This is a genomic window from Phormidium sp. CCY1219, assembly GCF_055795085.1.
The window spans coordinates 1-6,324 of record NZ_JAYFEQ010000291.1; the positions used below are offsets into that span (position 1 = coordinate 1).

Sequence of the window (6,324 nt, forward strand, 5' to 3'; positions counted from 1 at the left end):
GTGGGGAAAAGCGCCTTTAAAAGTCCGACTTTGGACTCTTTAAGAATCCCTCGGATTTATCCGTAGGGAGTATCAAACCAAGCGGAGGGGGATGAATATGCAACCCGAAAATAACGAATTTTTCTCAGGCAGTTTATTTGTTGGCGGCAATTCCCCTGCCGCGTTCCCAGGCGTGAGTCTAACGGGAGTCCTCAAGCAGCATTTCAGATGGGAGTTTATACCCGTGAAATTTCTTCTAGGGTAGCCGAGCGAGGCATAGAGGAAGCTGTAATTTCTCAGGCATTCTGAGGAGGGATGGATGTCTCCGAGCCAGCCGAGTGGCGTAGAATCGGCTTAACGGGGTGGAAGTTTCGGGAAAAATGGATGGTCTTTGAGTTAAGCATTGATTGAAATCTGCAAAACTGTAAGAATAGCAGTAAACTAATAACTTCTAATTGTTTCTAAATATGCAAGGGAGGAAGCGATCGCAACCCTCCCGTAGGTTTCCCCAGATGCGGGGGCAACGCCGACCCTACTAAACAAGTCCCCAACACTGGCTTCTCAAAACTGTGCGGGTCAGTGGCTCGATCGCGGGCGAGTATAGAGTGATGATTGCGAAGGTGATGGTTATTGGTCATGTGGTAACAGGTCACTGGTCATTGGTGGTGGGTAAGTGGTTAGGGATGAAAGGACAAGCCACTTACCACAAATGACCAAGACCTACGGACAAATGACAACCCACAAATGACCAAGACCTACGGACCAATGACTTGACCTGCAACACAGCAAACTTCAGGAGGAAAAAATTGAATCGAGAGAATCAAATCAATCAGGCCCAATCTATCGGCTATGCAGGACAACGGTGGTTAGTAGAAGAAAGGGATGCTTGCGGAGTTGGCTTCATTGCCAATCCAGCCGGTGGGGCCGATCGCCAAATTATCGACGAAGCCCTCACGGCCCTAACCTGTCTGGAGCATCGCGGCGCGTGCAGTGCCGATCGCGACTCCGGAGATGGAGCCGGGTTAATGAGCGCGCTTCCGTATGCCATTTTGCAAGAGTGGCTCGAGCTTAACGGGCATTCCAACATCGACCCCAAAACCCTTGCCGTGGGCATGATATTCCTGCCGCAAGACCAGGAAACCGCCACTCATGCCAGAGTCACCGTAGAAAAAGTGATATCGGAGCACAACCTGAGTTGCCTAGGGTGGCGCAAGGTGCCGGTGCGGCCTGAAGTGCTGGGGGTTATGGCGCGACAGCACCAACCGCAAATCGAGCAAATTATCATCCAATCTCCCAGCCTAAGCGGGGACGAGTTCGAGCGCCTGCTGTATCGAGTGCGGCGAGGCGTAGGCAAAACCCTTGCCGACATAGAAACCCATCCCGGTGCGAAAGCCATCCAATGGGGGGAAGACTTCTACATCTGTTCCCTGTCCAGCCGCACCATTGTCTACAAAGGCATGGTTCGCTCCGCCGTACTGGGAACCTTTTACCAAGATTTGCAAAACCCCAACTACACCAGTCCGTGGGCGATTTACCATCGGCGCTTCAGCACCAACACAATGCCGCGCTGGCCGCTTGCCCAACCCATGCGCCTGTTGGGTCATAACGGAGAAATCAACACCCTGCTGGGCAACATCAACTGGATGAGAGCGCGGGAAGGAGACCTACAACATCCCATTTGGGGGGATGCGATCGAAGACCTGAAACCTATCGTTTCCCCGGACAACAGCGATTCGGCGACCCTGGATAACGTATTTGAACTGATGGTTCGCTCGGGACGCAGCCCCATCGAAGCCATGACCATCATGGTTCCGGAAGCCTACCAAAACCAACCCGCCCTGGCGGAACGTCGGGAAATCGTGGATTTCTACGAATATTACAGCGGCATCCAGGAACCCTGGGACGGACCGGCGCTGATTGTGTTTAGCGACGGCAAACAAATTGGCGCGACCCTCGATCGCAACGGGTTGCGCCCCGCCCGGTACTGCATTACCAAAAACGGCTACATCGTGGTTGCGTCGGAAGCTGGCGCAGTGGAACTGCCCGAATCCGAAATCATCGAAAAAGGACGACTCGGGCCGGGACAGGCGATCGCGGTAGACCTGGAAACCCATCACATCCTGAAAAACCCAGAACTCAAACAGCAGGTAGCCAGCACACATCCCTACGGTTCTTGGCTGAAAGAACATCGCATCAAACTCGCACCCCAACCCCCCAGTAGCGACTTGTACCTGGATGGTTCCACCTTGCTGCAACAGCAAACCGCATTTGGGTACACCCAAGAAGACGTAGAGACCATCATCCAGGAGATGGCGATCGCGGCCAAAGAACCCACCTTCTGCATGGGCGACGACATCCCCCTGGCGGTTCTGTCAGACAAACCGCGCTTGCTCTACGACTACTTCAAACAGCGATTCGCGCAGGTCACCAATCCCCCTATCGACCCCCTGCGCGAAAGCCTGGTGATGTCCCTGAAGGTTCTGCTGGGAGTTCGGGGCAACCTGCTAGAAGCCAAACCGGAATACGCCCGTACCTTGGAACTAGAAACCCCGGTTCTCAACGAAAACCAACTCAGCGCTATCAAAACTTCCGAGCTGCCGAGTCAAACCCTCTCCTTGCTGTTTAACATTGCCGACGGACCCGAGGCTCTGGGTCAAGCGGTGCAGCGGTTATGCGAAGGTGCCGCAGAGGCGGTGCGAGAGGGAAGCAAAATCCTGATTTTGAGCGATCGCAGCCCCAATGCAACGCAAGCCTACATTCCGCCCCTGCTGGCGGTGGGTGCAGTTCACCATCACCTCATCCGGCGCGGGGAGCGAATGAAGGTCTCCCTGGTGGTGGATACGGCTCAATGCTGGAGTACCCATCACTTCGCTTGCCTGATCGGCTACGGAGCTAGCGCGATTTGCCCCTATCTGGCCCTCGAAAGCGTGCGGCAATGGCGCAGCGCTTCCAAAACCCAAAAAATGATGGACAACGGCAAACTGCCAGTTCTCTCAATAGAAGAAGCGCAAAACAACTACGCCCACGGCATCGAAATGGGACTGCTGAAAATCCTCTCGAAGATGGGGATTTCCCTGCTTTCGAGCTATCACGGGGCGCAAATCTTCGAGGCGATCGGCATTGGCAAAGAGTTGCTGGATCTGGCCTTTGTGGGAACTGCTTCGCAAATTGGCGGCCTAAGTTTGCGCGAATTGGCTCAGGAAACCAGCCAATTCCATCAGCGGGCTTTCCCGGAACTGACGGCGAAAAAGCTGGAAAACTTCGGCTTCATTCAATATCGCCCCAACGGGGAATACCACATGAACAGCCCGGAAATGGCCAAAGCCCTGCATAAAGCCGTGGGGGCGAAAAATGGCGCGCCGAAAGCCAGCGAGAGTTACGACCACTATCAGGTTTACAAAACATACCTCTGGGAACGTCCCGCCACCGCCCTGCGCGATTTGCTGGACTTCAACCTAGAAGGCGTCACGCCAGTTCCCCTCGAAGAAGTCGAATCGGTGGAAGAAATCGTGAAGCGCTTCTGCACTGGGGGCATGTCCTTGGGGGCGCTCTCCCGGGAAGCCCACGAAACTCTGGCGATCGCCATGAACCGGATTGGCGGCAAATCTAACTCCGGGGAAGGCGGCGAGGACCCGGTGCGGTTCAAAGTGCTGGAAAATGTTGACGAAAACGGCAATAGCCCGACATTGCCTCATTTGCGCGGACTACACAACGGCGATACCGCCTCTTCCGCCATCAAACAGGTGGCCTCGGGGCGCTTCGGGGTGACGCCGGAATACCTGATGAATGCCAAGCAACTGGAGATTAAAATCGCCCAGGGAGCAAAACCAGGAGAAGGCGGACAGTTGCCCGGTAAGAAAGTCAGCGAATACATTGCCATGTTGCGTCGGTCTAAACCCGGCGTGACCCTGATTTCGCCGCCGCCGCACCACGATATTTATTCGATTGAGGATTTGGCGCAGTTGATTTTCGACCTGCATCAGGTCAATCCGAATGCCGGGGTGTCGGTCAAGTTGGTTTCCGAGATTGGCATTGGCACGATCGCCGCAGGGGTGGCGAAGGCGAATGCGGATATCATCCAAATTTCTGGCCATGATGGCGGTACCGGTGCCTCGCCCCTGAGCAGTATCAAACATGCCGGCACGCCCTGGGAACTGGGACTGAGCGAAGTGCATCGGGTGCTGATGTTGAATGGCTTGCGCGATCGCGTGGTGCTGCGCGCCGATGGCGGGCTGAAAACCGGTTGGGATGTGCTGATGGCGGCGCTCATGGGTGCGGAAGAATATGGCTTCGGTTCGATCGCGATGATTGCCGAAGGCTGCATCATGGCGCGGATTTGCCATACCAATAATTGCCCCGTCGGAGTGGCGACTCAGCAGGAAAAACTCCGTCGGCGCTTTACTGGCGTTCCTGCAAATGTGGTGAATTTCTTCTATTTTGTGGCGGAAGAAGTACGGCACTTGTTGGCCAAGCTGGGCTGTCGCCGTTTGCATGAGGCGATCGGTCGGGCTGATTTGTTGACGATGCGCGAAGGCGTCAAGTTGGCCAAAGTCGCATCGGTGAATTTGGACTGCATTTTGCAGTTGCCCGATACCCGCTACGAACGCAATTGGTTGCAGCATGAGGCCGTGCATGGCAATGGTTTCGTGTTGGATGACGAGTTGCTCGCCGATAAGGAAGTGAAGGGGGCGATCGACTCGCAAGGCTTTGTGGAAAAAAGCGTCAAAGTCGTCAATACGGACCGCTGTGTGGGGGGTCGGCTGGCTGGCTATATCGCCCGCAAATACGGGAACAGCGGCTTTGAAGGTCAGTTGAACCTGCGCTTCTTTGGTAGTGTGGGTCAAAGTTTCGGCGCGTTTAATTTGCCGGGAATGACGTTGAGTCTGTATGGCGAAGCCAATGATTACGTGGGCAAGGGAATGCATGGCGGTGAAATTATTATCGTGCCCCCGAAACAAGCCGATTACGACCCCAGCGAGAATGTGCTGATTGGCAATACTTGCTTGTATGGAGCCACTGGCGGTATTTTGTTTGCCCGGGGAATCGCAGGAGAGCGCTTTGCAGTCCGCAATTCGATGGGCAAGGCAACGATTGAAGGCGCTGGAGACCACGCTTGCGAATACATGACCGGCGGTGTCGTGGTCTGCTTGGGCAAGGTCGGACGCAATGTGGGTGCCGGCATGACGGGCGGTTTGGCCTATTTCTTAGATGAGGATGGGTCTTTCCCAGCTCTGGTCAATCCGGAAATTGTGAAGATTCAGCGGGTGAAAACCAATGCTGGGGCGGCACAGTTGAAGGAGATGGTGCAGTTGCACTATGCCAAGACCGGCAGCGAAAAGGCGAAGGCTATCTTGGATGATTGGGATGCGTTTTTGCCGAAGTTCTGGCAGGTGGTGCCTCCCTCGGAAAGCGACAGTCCGGAGGCGAGTGCTGAGGCGATCGCTTCCCCCGTGGCCGTTGAGGCATAATCACTGTTGCTCATCAATGGATGGGTAACAGGTTATTCCTCTTTTACCCAGGCGTCGCCTGGGTAAATCACCTGCAAGGTCTGAGCGTGCAGTTAGGTTCGTCTGCACCATAATGGGTCTCGTTCCCAGGCGTCGCCTGGGAACGCCTGTTATCACCTACTTGCTTCCTTGTGTCGTTCCCCGGCTTCGTTTAACCACTCTATTTACACTGCAAGTTCGGTAGGGTTGTTCTGGGCGTCCCCTCTGGCTTAATCATTCATTCTCGATCGCTTTTTTGAAAATAAAGATAGCTTGATTCTCTTCCGGCAAAACCTCATTGTCAAAACTGACTAATTCCCAATCGGAATAGGCATTTAAAAAATCTGTAATATCTTGGCCTGATTTGCCTTTAATACTGACAATAAAAGCTTTGTAGATAAAGCGGGGGTTCTCGGGAGACGTTTGCGGTTCTGTAAGGGGTTCTCTCTCTTCAGTTTGACTCAAGAGGGGATTTAATTCAGTGGCAACCGTTCTCTGGGAAAACATGAATAAACCCAAACTACCCACAATTAATAGCGCATTTAGGAGGGTTAATACAATACTAAATTTTATGAATTTAGGCATCACACAAAGTTACGTTTAAGTGACAGTTTAAGTAGTAATTATATCATTTTTTGACAAATAAGTTTGCGTTTGGATACCACACCACACCCCTTAAAAATGCCTTGTTATCGAAGTCTATTGCATGAAAAATGGTACTATACCCAAGTTTGCCTTTTGGGTAGGAGGTGAAAACTATAGCCTTTCTCAGATTGATGTGCTACGTAGCCGAATAGTCATTACCGCGCTTGCACCTCCGAAATGAAAAATTCTCTACCTTACTTATATGAAAATCTTA

At 53.2% G+C, this 6,324-nt stretch carries 3 protein-coding genes; 1 reads left to right on the top strand and 2 read right to left on the bottom strand.

The features are described from left to right. Positions 1 to 440 precede the first annotated feature (440 nt). Complete coding sequence (locus AC0QH1_RS04745; RefSeq protein ID WP_324629759.1) at positions 441 to 632, bottom strand: hypothetical protein; 192 nt, start codon at positions 630 to 632, stop codon at positions 441 to 443. A 153-nt stretch (positions 633 to 785) separates the two neighbouring features. Between AC0QH1_RS04745 and gltB the strand changes: the two genes are divergently transcribed. After that, a complete protein-coding gene (gene gltB / locus AC0QH1_RS04750) occupies positions 786 to 5,447 on the top strand; it encodes a glutamate synthase large subunit (RefSeq protein ID WP_324629760.1) in 4,662 nt (1,553 codons plus the stop codon). Between the two features lie 252 nt (positions 5,448 to 5,699). Here gltB and AC0QH1_RS04755 read toward each other — a convergent pair whose 3' ends face one another. Continuing rightward, on the bottom strand, positions 5,700 to 6,050 hold the full coding sequence (locus AC0QH1_RS04755; RefSeq protein WP_324629761.1) for a hypothetical protein: 351 nt from the start codon (positions 6,048 to 6,050) through the stop codon (positions 5,700 to 5,702). Between the last annotated feature and the right edge of the window lie 274 nt (positions 6,051 to 6,324).